General features: G+C 32.0%; 11 protein-coding genes. 6 read left to right on the forward strand and 5 right to left on the reverse strand.

All coding sequences use genetic code 11. From position 1 onward, the window contains the following. Positions 1 to 17: 17 nt before the first annotated feature. Both V9L04_RS09560 and lysM read right to left on the reverse strand, forming a co-directional pair. Complete coding sequence (locus tag V9L04_RS09560; RefSeq protein ID WP_338793863.1) at positions 18 to 887, reverse strand: lytic transglycosylase domain-containing protein; 870 nt, start codon at positions 885 to 887, stop codon at positions 18 to 20. Between the two features lie 333 nt (positions 888 to 1220). Then, positions 1221 to 1712, reverse strand: coding sequence for a peptidoglycan-binding protein LysM (gene lysM, locus V9L04_RS09565; protein ID WP_338793864.1), 492 nt, complete (start codon positions 1710 to 1712; stop codon positions 1221 to 1223). Positions 1713 to 2496: 784 nt separating this feature from the next. Between lysM and V9L04_RS09570 the strand changes: the two genes are divergently transcribed. The 4 genes from V9L04_RS09570 to V9L04_RS09585 all read left to right on the forward strand — a co-directional run bounded on the left by V9L04_RS09570 (position 2497) and on the right by V9L04_RS09585 (position 10420). Continuing rightward, positions 2497 to 2955: a hypothetical protein gene (locus tag V9L04_RS09570; protein ID WP_338793865.1), complete on the forward strand. Its 459-nt coding sequence runs from the start codon at positions 2497 to 2499 to the stop codon at positions 2953 to 2955. Between the two features lie 243 nt (positions 2956 to 3198). Continuing rightward, positions 3199 to 4386: a hypothetical protein gene (locus tag V9L04_RS09575; protein WP_338793866.1), complete on the forward strand. Its 1188-nt coding sequence runs from the start codon at positions 3199 to 3201 to the stop codon at positions 4384 to 4386. A gap of 90 nt (positions 4387 to 4476) precedes the next feature. Further along, positions 4477 to 9483: a C25 family cysteine peptidase gene (locus V9L04_RS09580; RefSeq protein ID WP_338793867.1), complete on the forward strand. Its 5007-nt coding sequence runs from the start codon at positions 4477 to 4479 to the stop codon at positions 9481 to 9483. 298 nt (positions 9484 to 9781) lie between these two features. After that, on the forward strand, positions 9782 to 10420 hold the full coding sequence (locus V9L04_RS09585) for a DNA-3-methyladenine glycosylase (RefSeq protein WP_338793868.1): 639 nt from the start codon (positions 9782 to 9784) through the stop codon (positions 10418 to 10420). Between the two features lie 6 nt (positions 10421 to 10426). Here V9L04_RS09585 and V9L04_RS09590 read toward each other — a convergent pair whose 3' ends face one another. Both V9L04_RS09590 and V9L04_RS09595 read right to left on the reverse strand, forming a co-directional pair. Then, positions 10427 to 10975: a Crp/Fnr family transcriptional regulator gene (locus V9L04_RS09590; RefSeq protein WP_338793869.1), complete on the reverse strand. Its 549-nt coding sequence runs from the start codon at positions 10973 to 10975 to the stop codon at positions 10427 to 10429. Between the two features lie 230 nt (positions 10976 to 11205). Next, positions 11206 to 11661, reverse strand: a complete 456-nt coding sequence (locus tag V9L04_RS09595) for a PaaI family thioesterase (protein ID WP_338793870.1) — start codon at positions 11659 to 11661, stop codon at positions 11206 to 11208. A gap of 165 nt (positions 11662 to 11826) precedes the next feature. Between V9L04_RS09595 and V9L04_RS09600 the strand changes: the two genes are divergently transcribed. Both V9L04_RS09600 and V9L04_RS09605 read left to right on the forward strand, forming a co-directional pair. Then, positions 11827 to 13083 (forward strand): chromate transporter, encoded by a 1257-nt coding sequence (locus V9L04_RS09600; RefSeq protein ID WP_338793871.1) that lies wholly within the window; start codon positions 11827 to 11829, stop codon positions 13081 to 13083. A gap of 181 nt (positions 13084 to 13264) precedes the next feature. Next, on the forward strand, positions 13265 to 14665 hold the full coding sequence (locus V9L04_RS09605) for a hypothetical protein (RefSeq protein WP_338793872.1): 1401 nt from the start codon (positions 13265 to 13267) through the stop codon (positions 14663 to 14665). Between the two features lie 451 nt (positions 14666 to 15116). Here the strand turns inward: V9L04_RS09605 and V9L04_RS09610 are convergent, their stop codons facing one another. Then, positions 15117 to 17396 (reverse strand): RelA/SpoT family protein, encoded by a 2280-nt coding sequence (locus V9L04_RS09610; protein WP_338793873.1) that lies wholly within the window; start codon positions 17394 to 17396, stop codon positions 15117 to 15119. Positions 17397 to 17688 lie beyond the last annotated feature (292 nt).

Below are 17688 nucleotides of genomic sequence, written 5' to 3' on the forward strand. Positions count from 1 at the left end.
TAAATGAGGGTAAAAAACTACTTTTTCTTCACACGAAAGACATAACCACCTTTAGGAACTACAAAATTATATTCATTGTCATTAATTGCAATGGCAGGATTGTACAAACGAAATTCTTTGTAAGTCATTCCATGTTTTTTTGCCCATTCTGGAACACTCTCAATATTCTCTGTAATTTTTATTTCATCAAACTCAAAAGTATCATAATATTCATACTCTTCTATACAATAACCATATTTTTTAGGATTTTCTAAGACCATTTTTAAGGCTGCAATTCGAAGTACATAACGAGAGGTTTCTGCATTGAGGAATAAATCGTAATAATTTCGTGTTCCCTGATTATCCATTGCTTTTTCTAAACCTGCCATTCCTCTATTATACGAAGCTGCAACGGCTGCCCATGTTCCAAATTTTTTGTAGGCTTGATTAAAATATTTGGTTGCTGCTACACAAGATTTCAATGGGTCTTGCCTTTCATCGATATTATCATTTACAATTAGTCCAAACTGCTTTCCTGTTTCTTCCAAAAACTGCCATGTTCCTAAAGCATCTCTATTCGATTTTATCATTGGTTCAAGGCTACTTTCTGCAATTGCTAAATAGAAAAAATCTTTATGAATTCCGTATTTTGTAAGGCTGTCTTCCAACGGTTTGCGCCACTTACCCGAACGCTTCAATAAAAGCATCGTATAAGCATGTCCATATACAATAGAAATAAGTTCTCTATCTAATCGTTCTTTTATGTCTTCATCTTCTAAAGGAATTCTTTCCCCTGCAAACATAACTGTATCAGGTATTCTGATGGGCACAACAGTTTGAATATCGCTAACTTGTTGAGCAACACAAGAAGAAGAAGAAGTGAAAATTATAGCAATTATGATCAACAAAGTAAAATAAGTAGTTTTCAAAGTAGAATAGTATAAATGAGTGAGCTATATAGAAATTTAGTAAGATAAATATAAGAGAAAAATGACTTAAATAGTGTTTTTGGAACACTTTTATTTTTAGTTTAGTATTAAAGTTTCTAAATATAAGACGAGGTATTATTAAAACACAAGAATCAATCTATACTAATAATTTTATAAAATAAAACAGGCTGACCTTTTAAGTCAACCTGTTTTATGATAGTGTCTTTTTGATATCAACAAAATATTAGTTTTGCACTTTAAATATTTTTTGTAATTATACTACTAACTATTTTCAATAGAAAACTTCAAAAATTATTGTGCAGGAATACGCAATACTTGACCTGGATAAATCAAACTAGGGTCTTTAAGCATTGGCTGATTTGCTTCAAAAATTATAGGATATGCTTTTACATTATCATAAAATTCTCCTGCAATTTTGGATAAGCTATCCCCTTTTTTGACAGTATAAAATTGAGCTTCTTGCTCTGCTTGTACAACTTCAATTTTATCTTCTACAATAGAAACTCCTTCTACATTTCCGATAGCTAAAATAATTTTTTCACGCTCTGCATTTGTTTGTGTTTTTCCTGTTACAGTCACAGATTGTCCAAAAGCAAGATTCATGTTTTCGATAGGAATATTGAGAGCTACTACTTGATCTCGTAAAGACTCTAATTTAGACTTTTCTACTTTTTGTTCTTCTTCTATGTGCTTTGCAATTTGAGGGTCTGGAGCTTGTCTTTTTTCCTCTTTTTTGCCAAATACTTTTGCTCCTGCTTCTTTAATAAATGAAAATAATCCCATAATGAAAAATAAAAATTAAATCTTGAAAAAATAAGGTTAAAAAATAGAATTGTTAAATCCCATTACAATAAAGCTAAAATATAAGAAAAAGTTTTATAAAACTGCTTATGAATAAATTTTCAAAATCTCTTTTTTCCTGAATTAGTATATTAAAATAGACAGATTTTTCTATTCACTTCTAATTTAGAGGCAAGATATTCTATCTATCATTAAATAAGGTAAATAAATATGTTCTTGTCAGCTAAAGCACTTTAGAAAAACAGGAGTTTTGTTATAGAAAATTTAAAATAAAAGGCGATTTTTCTATTTTGGTTTCACAAAACTATTAAAATATAAAAGAATAGATGTATGTATAGCTAAAGTATAAAAGCTAGGTTGTATTTAATGAAAATAAAATAAAAATCAAAAATCTTAAAAAAATTTTACAAAATCTATTGTTATTAGAAAAACTTTGTTATTTTTGCCATACAACAAAGTCATTTTATATATTATATTCTTGAATATCATTTTTATATAAAACATAAAAAATGATATTGCTTTAATTAGTTGATTAATTTCTAAAAAGAGAGAAAATACCCCTTATATTTTTATCAAACTATCGAAATTAAAAAAACAAAAATAGAATTATAAAGTGTCTTCACAGGCAAAAAAAGAAATATTTAATTTGAATTTAAAATTGAATACAAATGTCTCTATTAAATATTCCCAGTTATTTTTTAGTAAGAGAAAAATTTTTGCTTTTTTACCCAAAATAACTTGATTTTCACACAAATTTTTTACCGTTATGACAAGATCTGTCAATTTTAGTGAACAACAACTTGCAGAAATTACTGCTCGTTATGAGCGTCGTTTGGCTGCAATTACCAAAGAATCAGAGGATATTCGTGCTGTGCTTGCACGTCTGAAAGGAGAAGAAAGACACAGTAGCCTTAGTGGTAGTGGTGATAGAGGAATGCGTCGTGGACGTATCCAATGGGAGAAGTTTATCCTAGACAAATTACAAGAAAAAAATGAGCTTTTATTCAAATATGAAATGCGTGATTTAGCTTTTGAAGATGACCGTATTGGTGATCGTAGTGCAATACAAGTAGATAGAGCATTGTCTGCAGCACTTTACAAACTCAAAGACCGTATTCAGAGTTACAACGTACCTGGTAAAAAAGGATATGCGTATGGCTTACCAGAATGGTTTGATGCAAAAGGTAAAGCGAAAGAAGAATTTTCAGACAAAGAATGGGATTAATCCTACTTTGTTCTATTTTTATACAAAAAAAGGCTTTCTACTATTCGTATTGGAAAGCCTTTTGCTATTTAAAATAAGTTGTGCACAAAAAATTTAAATTGTTAAATAAGTTATTAATTCTTTCCATTGAAAATAAAATTTAATGATTTGTGTATCTTTGTATATAAGGTATTTACCTTAATAACTAACTAGTTATAAAGCTATTCGTGTCTTTTATTATCATTCTATTTTTTTAATTAATTAATGAATTCTATTTCTACTCTGTATATAAAGTTATTTGGCTCTCTTCTGATTGCACTAGTATTTTTTTCATCATCATCAGCTCAAAATGCTCCTAAGTATAGTAATGAGTTTTTAGCTATTGGGGTAGGGGCAAGAGGACTTGCTATGTCAGGAACACCTGTTTCTTTCACAGATGATGTAACAGCTGCATATTGGAATCCAGCAGGGCTTTTACGCTCAAGAGAACAGTACGAACTCTCTCTCATGCATGTTTCTTATTTTGGAGGAATTGCCAACTATGATTATGCAGGCTTTTCGGCTGCGATTGATTCTACCAACAGAATTGCTTTTTCAGTTATTCGTTTTGGCATTGATGATATTCCTGATACACGTTTTTTGATAGATGAAAATGGAAATGTAGATTATAATAATGTAGGTTCATTTGCAGAGGCTTCTTATGCTTTTATGTTTTCCTATGCTCGGGCTATGAGTTTGAAAATAAAAGAAAGAGAGGCAACAGAAGAAAAAGAATATAGAGCAGAAAAAAAATATCCTATTTATTTGGGTGCAAATGCAAAAGTAGTACATCGCTCGGCTGGGATTTTTGCTACTTCTTGGGGCTTTGGAATTGATATAGGAATGCAAACACAAATAAAAAATTGGCAAATCGGAATTATGGGACGTGATATTACAGGAACATATAATGCCTATTCTTTCAATAGTGATGCTGTTAGAGAAACGTTTTCTAGAACTGGAAATGAAATTCCGACAAACTCATTAGAAGTAACTCTTCCACGTGTTACACTAGGAGTTTCTTATCCTTGGCGCACTAAAAATCAACAATTTGGAGCTATGGGAAGTTTAGGATTAGAAACTACTTTTGATGGAAAAAGAAATACAGTCATTAAAGGAGATTTTGCCTCTGTTGCACCCACCTTTGGAGTAGAGCTAGATTACAAAAATACAGTTTATTTGCGTGGTGGAATAGGTAACTTTCAGCAAGTTACAGATTTTGACCGTAGTAAATCTTGGACATATCAACCTAACTTTGGCGTAGGGATTGTAGTTAAACAGTTTGTAATTGATTATGCAATTACAAATGCTTTTGACCAATCTGTTGTTCCTTATTCACATGTTTTTTCACTTCGTTTTATGTTTAATCAACAACAAATAAATTCCTTGAAAACATCTAGTAAAAAAGGACAGTAAATTATAGGTATTTTAATTTATAGTATTAGCAAGTAAAGAAATATCACAACAAAAATAAATTTAAGGTTTACAAAATATTCATTCATAGCTATGAACAAACATATATATTCATTTTTATTTGTATTGGGAATACTATTTTCCTTTTCTAATAAAGCAAATGCACAACTTTATTTTCCTCCATCTGATTTTAGTCAGTATATGGACTGGATAGATTATGATAAAGTATATTATAAAATTACTGTCAATGAAGATGGTATATACAGAATTAACTTTCAAGAATTAGTAGATGCAGGAATTCCCGTTTCTCTAAACCCTAGTCGTCTTCAAATGTATTATCACGGAAAAGAGATTCCAATAAAAGTAGAAGGTGAGATTGATGGACGTTTGGATTCGTTAGATTATGTAGAGTTTTATGGAAAAAAAAGAGATAGCGAACATGATAAACTTCTCTACCCAGATCCGAATGGACGACCTACGCCTGAATTTTCTTTATATGGAAATACGTCTGTTTATTTTCTTACTTATACAAAAAGTGTTTCAGAACAAGGATTACGTACTCAAAAGTATTATGAACAAAATACACAAGGCTTAGAAGCTGAACGTTTTCATATTCAAGAAACTCAAAAGTCACTCGCAACTCATTATACTTTTGGACCTCTTTACCCACTAAGTTTTCTTTCGACTGATGGGAGAGGGTGTTTAGTGAGTGATTGGGAAGAGGGAAAAGGCTTTGCAAGTATAATGCTTACAAATGGTCTGAATAATCCTCGTCGTATTGATGCACTACCTGTTGTAGATTATGTGGGAGATAGTTTGGTAGAAGCAGAAGTGGGCATAAGAATAGTCGGACGTATCAATCAGCCTAATAAAGTACGACTAGTTTATAATATGAATTCAATTAGAAGGGTAATCGATGAGGTTGAATTTGAAAATTATCAAGTAGTAGAGCGTTCAGAGTCAGTACCTGATTCTTTGGGTGTTTTTCAAGATGGTTCAATAACAACTATTACAGAAGATTTATATAACTTAACAGGAAGAGGTAGAATAAGTTATTGTGAAGGTTGGACAAAGTATCCACAAGCCACTCGCATGAATGGAGAAAATGCCAAAAGATTTAATTTACAAGCCAACCTACAAGGTAAATCATATCTTGAAATAGAAAATCCTACTTCATCAGTTCGCTTTTTTGATATTACCGATCCTCAAAATGTAACAGAAATTCAGGCAGATAGTGTAGAAGATAAAAGAACAATGATTGTTCCTAATACAGGAACAAGACGAACTATTTATGCTGTTTCAACTGCCAAATCTGTTTCTTTAGCTTCAATATCAAGAGCTAATTTTAGACCTATTACTGCATTTGATGCAGATTATATTATTCTTACTGCCAAAAATCTGAGAGAAGGTTTTGGAGAATATCCTGACGCTGCACAAGCGTACGCAGATTATCGTGCTAGTCAAGAGGGAGGAAGTTATACACCTCTTATTGTAGAAATAGATCAGCTTTATAATATATTTTCTTATGGTGAAACAAGCCCTCTTTCTATTCGTCGTTTTGCAAATTATATGCTGACAAATGGAGACCCTAAATTTTTATTTATTTTAGGAAAAAGTACAGGAATACTCATTACCAACCCTAATAGCAATAGTATTTTGCCTTATGGCTTTCCAGGTTCTGATCATATGCTTACAGCAGGACTCAGAAATGCTAGTTTAGAGCCTGCACTAGCTACAGCTCGCCTTTCTGCTATCACTCCAAAACAGGTAATAGACTATCTCAATAAGGTAAAAGAACACGAAACTATTGAAGGTGATCAAAGTTGGAGAAAAAAACTTCTTCATCTTAGTGGAGGATATTCTCCTTCTGAACATGCTAGTTTTAAAAGATATGTAGAAGGTTTTGAAAGTATAGCAGAAGGGCAATACTTGGGGGCAGAAGTAACAACACTTTCCAAGAAAACCACTGATTTTGTAGAATTTATTGATATTTCTGATGAAGTTAATGAAGGACTTTCTCTAATTACTTTTTTCGGACATGCAGGTGTAAACTTTACAGATATAGAAGTAGGAAAAGCAAGTGATCCTCGTTTAGGATATGCAAATAAAGGAAAATATCCAATGTTACTAGTCAATGGTTGTGGAACAGGAAACCCTTATGGTGCTCAACCATCTTTAGCTGAAGACTGGACACTTACAGCTGATAAAGGAGCAATTCTTTTCCTTTCTCATGGAGAATTAGGGTTTAGTGGACAACTTCGCCTTTATACACAAACTTTTTATGAAGAGGCTTTTACAGAAAAAGAAAATCTAAATCTTCCCATAGGAGAAGTGATGCAAAAAATGCTACGTACTTATATGGCAAGAAATGGAGTCCAAAACGAAATTGCACGAGCAGCAGCACAACAAATTACACTACATGGTGATCCAGCAGTTCGTCTTATTCCTATCACTAAGCCAGATTATATGATAGACAATTCTCGTGTAAGCCTTGTACCTTCAGAGAACGAAACATTTGTCAATGCAAACAGCGATAAGTTTAGAGTCAAAATTGCTGCTAAGAATTTAGGAATTATGGATTTTAATAATAAAAGAATAACTGTTCGTGTCAGAAGGACATTTCCTGATGGAACAGCAGATTTTTATGCTGTTAAAGATTATCCTTCTATTGCTAGTGAAGATACACTCTATTATGATATTTTTATAGGAGAAGATGTGAAAGCAAAATCAATTGGTCTAAATAAATTTGAAGTTTTTTTAGATTACTTTGAGGAAATTGATGAATCCGACGAAACAAATAACTCAGCTTCTTTTGAGTATTTTATGCAACGTGGAACAATGATTACACTTGCGCCAAAAGAGTATAGCATCGTAAATACGACTTCTCCTACGCTGATTGCTCAAAATAATAATCCATTTACAGACGTAAGAAGCTATGAATACGAGCTTGACACAACACATTTGTTCAATAGTAGCGTGAAAAAATCGATTGTATTACAAGACTATATCACAACTGAATGGAATGTAAGTCTACCTGCTTTGAGAGATAGTACAGTCTATTATTGGCGTGTTCGTTATGCAGAACCAGAAGGAGATGATAATCCTGAATGGGCAACTTCATCTTTTATTTACATTAATAATAGCCCTGCTGGGTGGTCTCAAAGCCATGTGGCTCAATTTGAAAAAGCTACTTTTGAAGGAGTTACTTATACAGAACAGACTCGCAAATGGGAGTTTAAACCTTATGAACTCAATTTCGAAATACAAGCAGCAGGAAGGTTTTCTTCACAAGCAGGAAAATATTATATCAAAATGAATGGTGTCGAATTAGTAAATGGAGATTGTTATGATAATAGATTAATTGCACTTGCAATAGATCAACGTACAGGAACGATATACAATCCCTATCCTAAAGAAGCTTGTGGAGCTTCACTAGCAGCAACAGGAATTCCTCCTATCTTCTTTCAGACCAATGAACTCAATGATTATTTTAATAATCTTAGAGAGGGAAGTTATGTAATCATGATGAACTCTGTAACAGTTAGTAGAACAGGCTCACAATTAAATCGTCTTGTAGAATTAGGTCTTTCTGCTGAACAAAACAGTGCATTGAGAGCATTGCCAGATGGGTCTGCATTCATAATAGTAGGTAGAAAAGGTGCGCCAGCAGGGAGTGCAATGATTGTAAATCTAAAAACTCGTAACGATGTAATCAATGAAACATTCACAATTTCAGGTATTTCAGATAAAGGAATTGTAACATCATCATTAATTGGTCCTGCTGCTGACTGGGGAAATATGTTTAGAAAAGTACGTGCAAGTGGAAATGACAAATGGAAAATAGATGTATTAGGAGAAAACTTCACAGGTTCTCAAAGTATTCTTGCTCAAGATGTAACTCAAGACAATTTTCAACTTAGTCAGATAAATGCTAATCAATATCCATATTTGAGATTACGTGCAACTCTTAGTGATTCAATAGATCAAACTTCTCCACAACTAGATCGTTGGCAAGTTATTTATAGAGAAGTTCCTGAGGGAATTTTATTGTATGATACACTTTCTTATCGTCAAAATACAAATCTTCAAGTTTCGGCTGGCGATTCGGTAGATATTCGTTTCCGTTTTCGTAATATTTCAGGCAATGACTTTGTAAGTCCTTTGGTTGTTCGTTATACTGTCAGAAATGCTACAACAGGAATTACAACAGAATCCTATGACACATTAAGTTCTTTAGCTAGGAATGAAGAGCTTTTGTTTGATGCAAAGTTTTATTCATTAGAGTATTTTGGAGATAATTTATTGACCGTATTTATAAATCCAAGAATACAGGGCGAACAGCTTTATGAAAACAATATCTTGCAAGCTAATTTTACTGTAATACCTGATAATGTAAACCCAGTTTTAGATGTTGCTTTTGATGGAATTAAAATTATGGATGGAGACGTAATTTCACCGACACCTCTTATTTCTATCCAACTTCGTGATGAAAATAAGTTTTTAGTACGACAAGATACTGTTGGAATAAATCTTTATTTGAGTAAATGTGATAGTTGTGAACGAGTAAGGTTGAACTATGATGGACAAAATGTACAGTATTTTGCTTCACAGGATAATAATTTCCGTTTAGAATATCGTCCTGAGCGTTTGGAAGATGGAAAATATACATTATCTGTAGAAGCACAAGATGTAAGTGGAAATAAGGCAGGTGCAGAAGATTATAAAGTTAATTTTGAGGTGATTAATAAATCAACTTTAACTCATTTCTATCCATATCCAAATCCATTTTCTACCAAAATGCACTTTGTATTTACACTAACAGGTGCAGAAGTTCCTGATGATATTCGTATTCAGATTATGACTATTACAGGGAAAATAGTCAGAACGATTACAAAAGACGAACTAGGAGCAATCCGAATCGGGGACAATGTTACTGACTTTACATGGGACGGAACAGATGAGTATGGTGATAAACTTGCTAATGGTGTCTATCTTTATAAAGTAGATATTCGTGATAATCAACTTAATTTTGAACACAGAGAAACAGCAAAAGATAATCTGTTCAAGAAAAATATAGGTAAAATATATATTATGAGATAAATTTTTAGTCCTGAAATAACGTTAAAGGTATTTAGATAAATTATATATTAATCAGACAGTCTCTAGATTGTCTGATTTTTCTTTTTTATAGGTTTTTATTTAATGATTTCTTCTTTGTGTATTTTAATGATTACAAATGTAACAAACAACTCACTTAAGTTTGAGTTTACTGATTATCCACAGCCTTTATTTAGTAATTTTGGCATAGAGTAAAGTAAAAATATATGATAATTGCTAAGACTGAGTTTACATTAAATATTTTATAGACTAATAGAAAAAATTAATTTATTTTAAAGATATGTTACAAGCCAAAAAGCTCCCAAAATCATTTTATACTCGTTCTGATGTTGTTCAAATTGCTAGAGAGCTGTTAGGAAAGTATTTAGTAACTGATATAAATGATAAAATCACAGTTGGCAAAATAGTAGAAACAGAAGCTTATTGTGGTGCGATTGATAAAGCCTGTCATGCACATCTGAATAAGAAAACAGAGCGCACCAAAATTATGTTTGAGGAAGGCGGTGTGGCGTATGTATATTTAGTATATGGAATGTACAAACTTTTCAATATTGTAACCAATGAGTATGGAAAAGCTGATGCTGTTTTGATTCGTGCTCTTGAACCTATTGAGGGAGTCGAAACGATGTTAGAACGCAGAAAAATGGAGAAAATCAAAGATAAAGATGGAAAGCTCAAATTAAAACGAAACCTCACAGCAGGACCTGGAGTTCTTTCTATTGCAATGGGAATTGACCTTTTTGATTATGGACAAGATTTGACAGAAAATCGTATTTGGATAGAAGATAGAAGAGAAATAATTGAAGAGAATGAAATTATTGCATCTGCTCGTGTCAATATTGATTATGCTCAAGAAGATAAAGATTTGCCTTGGCGTTTTCGTGTCAAAAACAATAAATGGACAAGCCCTGCAAAGTAAGTGATTTTATTTATGATTTGAATGCAAACGACTAAATGTTTCGGGAGTCATTCGAAGATAAGCTGCAATATATTTATGAGGAATTTCTTGAAAAAGTTGTGGACTTCGTTCATAAACACGCTTATAACGTTCAACAGGGGAATTATTTAATAAATCAACTTCTCTTTCCAATTGTTGTAAAACAAGTTCTTCTAAAAGCATACGCCAAAGGTTTGTGTATTCTGTACTTGATAAAAGGAAATCTTTAAAATCAGTTGCATTTATCCGAACCACTTTTGATTTTCGGATTGCTTCAATAGAATAAATAGTAGGAACATTTCTAAAAAAAGAATCCAAAACTGTAACAAGCGAACCACGATATGCAAAACGAGTAGTATGAATTTCATTTTCACTTTCTACACAAATTCTTAATGCACCACTTTCTACATAATAAATCCAATTATCAATATTGCCTGTCTGAACAAGCATTTCATTTCTTGATAGAATAATCTCTTTGTCCCATAAATCAGGATTTTTTCTATCTATTGCTGCTTTGAGTATTTGTATTGGATTCATAAATGATTATGTAACAACTTGTTGAGGGTTTAAAGATAAGAGTATCAAGGGGCATTGATGATGAAGTCTCAACAAGGTTTTTTTAAAAACTTGTTTATGGCAAAATTTCATCAATAAAACCAACTCTCAGACACTTTTGAACAAATTTGCCCCTTAACAAAGTTAAAGTGTCTAAATAAGAATGAAACAATCTCAAAATGGTTGTATTCTGTTGTTTTTAAAGTTTGCTTTTACTCTTCTTCTTTTGCCCAAGCCGATTGCATACCCGAATTTACCATATTCGAAGTAGCACGACTGATAAGCTGACCTGTTACTGAATGATGAATTTCTGCTGAAAAGTTTATCATTGTTTTTCCTTTTCTGACCAAAATAGTTTTTGCAATTACTTTATCACCTATTTTTGCTTGTCCTAAAAAATCAACAGTCAGATTTACTGACAAATAGACCTGTGGAAGACCCAATGAAAAACAAGACATTCCGATAAGGTCATCCATGATAGCCGAATGAATTCCACCATGTAAAATACCTACAGGGTTTGTCATTTCTTCACGTACTTCATATTCCATTTCCATTTCTCCTTCGTTTGCAGAAATAAGTCTTCCGTCAAGCCATTGAGAAAGAGGTGGGTTCATTGCTCCTAGCTTTTTTCCTTCTTGCGACTTTATCATCGCCAAAATTGGATTCATAATTTTATATTTTGATTTTAATTTTCGTATTTACTGCAAAAATACCGTTTTATTTTAGCTTTATAGTTTAACTTATCTAAAATCACAAAAACATTCTTATTCGAATCAAAAACTGTATTTTTGTCAGAAATTAGTATTGATTATTTTTTATAGACGTAGCTGAACGTGAAAAAATTACGTAATTATATTTTTTTGAAGGATATTTTACTTCTTGCTCTAACTGCTTTTGGAGGTCCTCAAGCACATATAGCTATGTTTTTGGATATTTTGGTAGTCAAACGAGGATATTTAACAGAAGCCGAACTCATTGAGCTAAATGCCCTTTGTCAGATTTTGCCAGGTCCTACTTCTACTCAAACTCTGATGGCTGTAGGCTACAAACGAGGAGGAACATATCTTGCTTTTTGGACACTTTTAGTTTGGATTTTGCCTGCAACAATTCTGATGACTACTGCTGCCATTGGACTGGCTTATATTCAAAAACAAGAAATTTCATTAGATTTTACTCGTTTTATTCAACCTATGGCAATTGGTTTTGTGTCTTTTGCTGCGCTGCGAATTTCTCGTAAGGTGGTCAAGACAAAGACTGCTTTCATACTCATGATTTTGGCTGGAATAACTTCTTATTTTTATCGAACGCCTTGGGTTTTTCCTCTGATTTTGATTGCTGGTGGGTTAGTAACAGCCATAAAATTTGATAAAGAAGAAAAAGAAGAAAAACAAAAGTTTGATATTCGGTGGCGTTTCTTGATTTTGTATGGAGGTGTTTTTATTGGGGTGGCTATTTTAGGAAATGCTACAAAAGGCGTTTTGTTACTTATTTTTGAAAATTTTTATAGAAATGGAAGTCTTATTTTTGGAGGTGGACAGGTTCTTATTCCTGTGCTTTATACTGAGTTTGTAACTTTCAAACAGTTCTTGACTGCCGATGAGTTTTTGTCTGGTTATGCGCTTGTACAAGCTGTGCCAGGTCCTGTGTTTTCGTTTGCTGCCTTTGTAGGTGCGCTGACGATGTACAAGCGTCTTTCTTGGTTGCAAACCTCTTTTTTAGCTAGTTCTGGCTATTTTGGAACTTTCTTTAGTGGTGCTTTTGGAGGAGCTTTCGGAGGAATTTTGGGTGGAATACTAGGAGGTTTTACAGCTTCAATAGCCGTTTTTTTACCTGGAATGTTTTTGATTTTCTTTGTTATTCGTTTTTGGGAACAACTCAAAAAATACCGTCCTGTAAAGGCTTCTTTAGAAGGAATAAATGGCGCAAGTGCAGGTTTAGTAATTGCAGGAGCTTTTTTGCTTTTAGAACCTATCGAAAAATCGCCTGTTAATGTTAGTATTATGCTCACTACTTTTCTGATTCTTCAATTTACAAAAATACCTGCTCCTTTTTTGATTTTGATAGGACTTTTAATTGGGTTTATTTTTTGATTCTTTTGTCGTTGTTGGGGAGATCAACAATGGTGAGGTGAGTACAAATGAAATTTTCAATTATTTATAGCGTTTTTCTTTTGTATAAAAACTTTGTTAGTAGTCTGTTAGACTATCACAATAGTTTCAAACACAATCAGAACTACTATCAAAGTTTAATGACCCTATCAATTATTTTTCTATGAAAAACATAATTCTAATTTTCCTTCTATGTTTCCTAAATTTCTCTCTAGCTTTTGCAAACGGAGGAGTTGTAGATGAAAATTATTTCAAAAAAACGGGCAATATTCGTTTACTTCAAAAAGCTGATATTTCACTTTTGAAAGAAGATTTGAGAATAAAAATAGTAAGTGATACTACGTTTATTGAAGTTACTTATTTTTTGAAAAATAATGGAAATACACAGTCTGTACATTATGGTTTTCCTGTGGATATGTATGAAGAACCTTGGAAAACTAAAGATTACATAAGTCTTCTAAATTTTGATATTTGGGTTAATGATGTTCGTCAAAAATATACATATTGGAGAGTAAAAGAAGACTATCAAAGCAAAAGAGGTCATAACTATAATAATACAGTACATTTTGTGGAAAGTAAAATAGATAGGCAATGGTATGCACTAAAATTAGACTTTGAAAAAGAAGCTATCCAAACACTTACTGTAATATATGCTATTCAAAATTATAGAAGCGATTATTATTATGGTTTTGGATTTATTCCTACTCCTTCTGAAAGGCAATTTGTTTATGATTTATTTCCTTCAAGTAGTTGGGCAGATGGAATTGTAAAAGACTTTTCTGTAATAATAGATTTATCAGATCTGTATCAACATGAATGCAATCCAAAAATTGAGGGATTAGAAAATCTGAAAAATGAAAAGGGAGTTTATACATTCAAAACTAAAGATTTCGACCTCAAGAAACGTTCTTATTTAGCTGTTATTTACAATAATCAAAGAAGAGTAATTGCAAACAATTTGAAGAGAGAATATGAATTTTTTCCAATTACATCAATTTCTTCATCAGCCGAAAATGCAGAATATTTGATTGATAATGATCCAAACACAGTTTGGAAAGGGAAAGAAGGAGATTGGATAAAAATAAAACTTCCTAAAGTCTTGACTTACATAAAAGACAGAAATGGAGAAACAAAAAGTAAAATTATATATCCTATGGGAATCGGTTTTTTGAATGGAGATTATTCTTCAAAAGAAAAATTTGATAGTACAGGGAAGATAAAGAAAATGTTATTTCAAGTAAATGGAATAACTATTATCAATTATGATGATGCAGATGCAGTTATAAATGCTATAAAACTAAAGAACGCTTGTTTTCTATCTCATTTTGATACTACTTCTATATATGAACATTTGGTAACACCTTTTGGAGAACATTTTTGGAATTATATTGCTGATGATGGAAATGAAAGAGCTGTAAAACTATTAGATAAAATTAATGAAGAATATTTTCATACATTTTACATTCAAATAAAAAAATCAGATAGAGAAAATAAAGAAGTTGCTCTTTCAGATTTATATATTTTTAGATACAAGAAGAATAGTAGAAAGCATTTGCCTTATTAAACCAATAAAAAGGAATTGTGCTTATTTCTTAAAATGATAAAAGTATAACTGAACAGTTAAAAAATAAGGATTTGCTAAAAATAATCATTTCTGACTAACAAACCACATACTGCTCAATTTTCACTTTCTTGATGAATGATTCCTAAAAAATAAAGTTACTGTTAAAAAATTTTTGCTTAGCTTTTCAGTTTTGCAAATCAGTTACTTTGAGAGCCATTCATTTGACTTATATATTTCAATAGGCTTGCCAATAGCAAAATAGATAAGAAAATAATTTCTAATCATAAAAAATAGCCATTTAAAGCCCAGATAAGAGTATTTTGTTTTTTTGACAAAATTTTTACAACATCTTGTTTTTCAAATTGGAAAGGTTGTTTTTCTGTTTTGGAAAATAATCATAAAATAACCTTAGTCTTTTTTGGACTAAGGTTATTCTTTTTTATTAAAAATTCTAATCAGTCAAAATTTCATCTTCATCCTGCCTCATAACTTGTACGACTCCATCAAGTTCTTTGAGTTCCATAATTAGTTTTTGTACTTGCTCAGTATTTAAGACACGCAGACGAACTTTTCCCTCAAATACTGTTTCTTTATGAATATCAAAACTAATTCCACAAATATTAACTTTATTTTGATTAGAAATAATACGAGTAACATCATTGACAAGTCCCATTCTATCAGCTCCAATAATGGTAAGAAGAACCTCAAATGTCTGTGATTTCTGACTAGCCCAATTTACAGAAATAATTCTGTCTCCATAGGATGCCATAATTGCAACAGCATTCGGACAGTCTGTTCTATGAATACGGATTCCTCGTCCACTTGTAGTAAGTCCAAAAATATCATCACCAGGTATTGGATGGCAACATTTAGATAAGTGAAATTCTATGGTAGAATCTCCACCAATAAGAAGAATATCATCTTTTTTCTTCTTTTTGTGTGCTTTAGTTTCTTTCTTTGGTTTTACTTTTGAAGCTTTGTATTGCTCGTCTTCTTCTTTAAACTTTTTAATTTGTGTATGCTCAATTTTTCCTTTGCCAACAGCATAATAAAAATCAGAAGCATATTTATAACTAAAATAATCTAAAAGTTGATTGACAGTCTCGTCATTAAATTCAAGCTTGAGTTGTTTGAGTTTTCGTTTTACAATATCTTTTCCATCTTCAATAACTTGTTTTTGGTCTTTTTTAAGAGCCTGACGAATAAGTTGTTTTGACTTTGAGGTACGAACATAAGAGAGCCAATCTTCACTTACTTTTGTCTTAGAGGAAACTAATATTTCTATTTGGTCACCATTTTGAAGTTCGTAATTAAGAGGAACAAGTTTATGATTTACCTTGCCACCCATACAACGTTCACCAATCTCTGAATGAATATCAAAAGCGAAATCCAAAATAGTAGATTGTTGAGGCAAAACTTTTAAATCTCCTTTTGGTGTAAAGACATAAATCTCATCACTAAAGAAGTTATTCTGAAACTCATCAATAAACTCTAATGCAGACAGGTCTTTGTTTTCAATACTCTCTCTCACTCTAGCAATCCAACCTTCAATACTAGATTCACTCTTATCTGTACCTCCTTTGTATTTCCAATGTGCTGCATATCCTTTTTCGGCTATTTCATCCATTCTATGTGTCCGAATCTGTACTTCTACCCATTGTCCTCTTTTACTCATAACAGTCGTATGAAGTGATTCATAACCTGTCGTTTTGGGTGCGCTAATCCAATCTCTCAAACGCTGTGGACTAGGTTGATAAAAATCAGTTACGACAGAGTAGGTGCGCCAACAAGCAGCTTTTTCATCCTCTCCTACTCCTGTATTTAGGATAACACGAATAGCAAACAAATCATAAACTTCATCAAAAGGAATCTGCTGCTTAACCATTTTCTTCTGAATAGAAGAAATAGATTTCATTCTACTTTTAATTTCAAAATCAAGTCCTTGGCGTGCTAATTCTTCTTCAATTGGCTTCTTAAATTCATTAATAAAACGAGTACGAGAAGCTTTAGTTCTTTTGATATGCTCAACAATTTCATTGTATGCCTTTCTGTTGGAATACTTTAAAGACAAATCGTCGAGTTCGGAACGAATGTTATACAACCCTAGACGGTGAGCAAGAGGAGCATAAATGTACTGTGTTTCTGCTTTTATTTTGAGTTGTTTTGCACTTGGCATACTTTCTAGTGTACGCATGTTGTGCAAACGGTCTGCAATTTTGATAAGAACAACACGAATGTCTTCCGAAATTGTCAAAAGAACTTTTCTAAATGTTTCGGCTTGTTGAGATTTTTCTTGCCCAAACATATCACTAGGCACTTTTGTAAGTCCATCAATAATTTTGGCAACACGGCTTCCAAACTCTTTTTCTAATCTTGAGAGAGGAATATCTGAATCTTCAACAACATCATGCAAGAGAGCACAAATAATTGAAGTTGTTCCCAACCCCATTTCTTCTACAACAATTCGTGCAACCTCAATAGGATGAAAAATATACGGTTCTCCTGATTTTCTACGTACATTTCCGTGTGCTTCGGTTGCTATCTGAAATGCTTTTTTGATTTTTTTTGCATCATCTCCTTGCATATATGGACGTGCTAATCGCATTAAGTGGCGATAGCGTTGCAAAATATCATTTTTTTCCTGTTCTAATTGTTGTTCTGTAAGTCCTTGTTCTTTTTTTGCTTCTTCTGTTTTATTGGGAATTTCTACTCCCTTTTCTGGTATGGACATATCTTTTCAGTAAATTAAAATACAATCTTAATCGAATTATTAGTTTATTTTTGGTTATTTTATTTAAGTTCCTAATTCTTAAACTACTTCTTTATCTATTTTTACATCATTTTTTTATTCAGTAAGTCAATTAACTAGATAAGTAGCTAAACTAATTTAATCATTTTATTCCATATATTCTAACTCTTTAGAAAAAATATATTTATCAATCAACAAATAAGCTACTTATGTGGTTACTAATCATCAAGAAGAACTAAATAGTATTTATGTAATTTTTTAAATATAAAATTTG

The sequence above is a fragment of the Bernardetia sp. MNP-M8 genome (assembly GCF_037126285.1).
Lineage (GTDB): Bacteria > Bacteroidota > Bacteroidia > Cytophagales > Bernardetiaceae > Bernardetia.